Source organism: Trichormus sp. NMC-1, assembly GCF_001858025.1.
Lineage (GTDB): Bacteria > Cyanobacteriota > Cyanobacteriia > Cyanobacteriales > Nostocaceae > Anabaena.
Genome location: NZ_LZQD01000039.1, coordinates 1 through 998, shown reverse-complemented (window position 1 = coordinate 998; position 998 = coordinate 1). Strand labels below are relative to the sequence as shown.

Below are 998 nucleotides of genomic sequence, written 5' to 3'. Positions count from 1 at the left end.
CCTGACTCCTGACTCCTGAATTCTTACGTTTTTTATCTCCTGCTTTCTGCCTACTTGCACTAGTTAGACTCAGAACGACGTACAAAAGGTAACAGGTCTTGTAAAATCACTTCATGATAATGTTCTTGAGGATAATGTCCAACATTATTAAGTTTGATTATTTCACCATTTGGGACAGATTTCACAAAGGTTTCGGCAATATCCACCGACAACCAAGGGTCAATCATTCCCCATTGTACTAAAATGGGTTGTTGCCATTCTTTAAACCCAGATTCTATTTCAATCATCGCTTGTTCAAGCTGCAAATTACGAATTGTGGACAGCAAACCACGACCAGATGAAGAAGTTTTCAAATAGGGTTTACGATAAACATCTAAATCTTTATCTTCAATACGATAACGACTACCACCTTCTAAAGTTCTATCAACTAATAAAGGGTCTTGAGTCATCATTTCTCCTGCTAAAGGTAAACCCATTTGTTTGATTTTCCAAGGTAATTTAGCAGCAGTGGAAATGGGTGTATTTAAAATAGCTATGTTGGCAATTTTTTCGGGATGACGCAAGGCATATTGTAAGCCCACAGAACCTAAAAATCCTTGTACAACTAAGGAAAAACGTTCTAATTCTACAGCTTTCACAAATCCTTCTAAAGCTGTAATAAATGCGTCGGGAGTATAAGCAAAATCCTGTTTTTCAGGTTTAGCAGAAAATCCGTAACCAATCCAATCTGGTGCGATCGCTCTTGTACCTTGTGCTGCCAAAGCTGGTAGAATGTTTCTCCAGCTATAACTTTGGGAAACTATACCGTGTAAGCACAATACTGGTAATAAGTCACTTCTACCAATTGATTCTGCTTCTCGATAAAACCATTCTAGGGAATCTACTGTAATCCGATGTTCTGTAATTGACACTTTATTTTCCTATTTGGGAATGCAACAGCCTCATATAAAAGGCGTAATTTTGAAGAAGGAGTCAGGAGTCAGGAGTCAGGAGTCAGG

At 38.3% G+C, this 998-nt stretch carries 1 protein-coding gene; it reads right to left on the bottom strand.

Translation table 11 applies throughout. The features are described 5' to 3' along the window. Positions 1-59: 59 nt before the first annotated feature. Positions 60-911: an alpha/beta fold hydrolase gene (locus A9Y75_RS25795; protein WP_071191050.1), complete on the bottom strand. Its 852-nt coding sequence runs from the start codon at positions 909-911 to the stop codon at positions 60-62. Between the last annotated feature and the right edge of the window lie 87 nt (positions 912-998).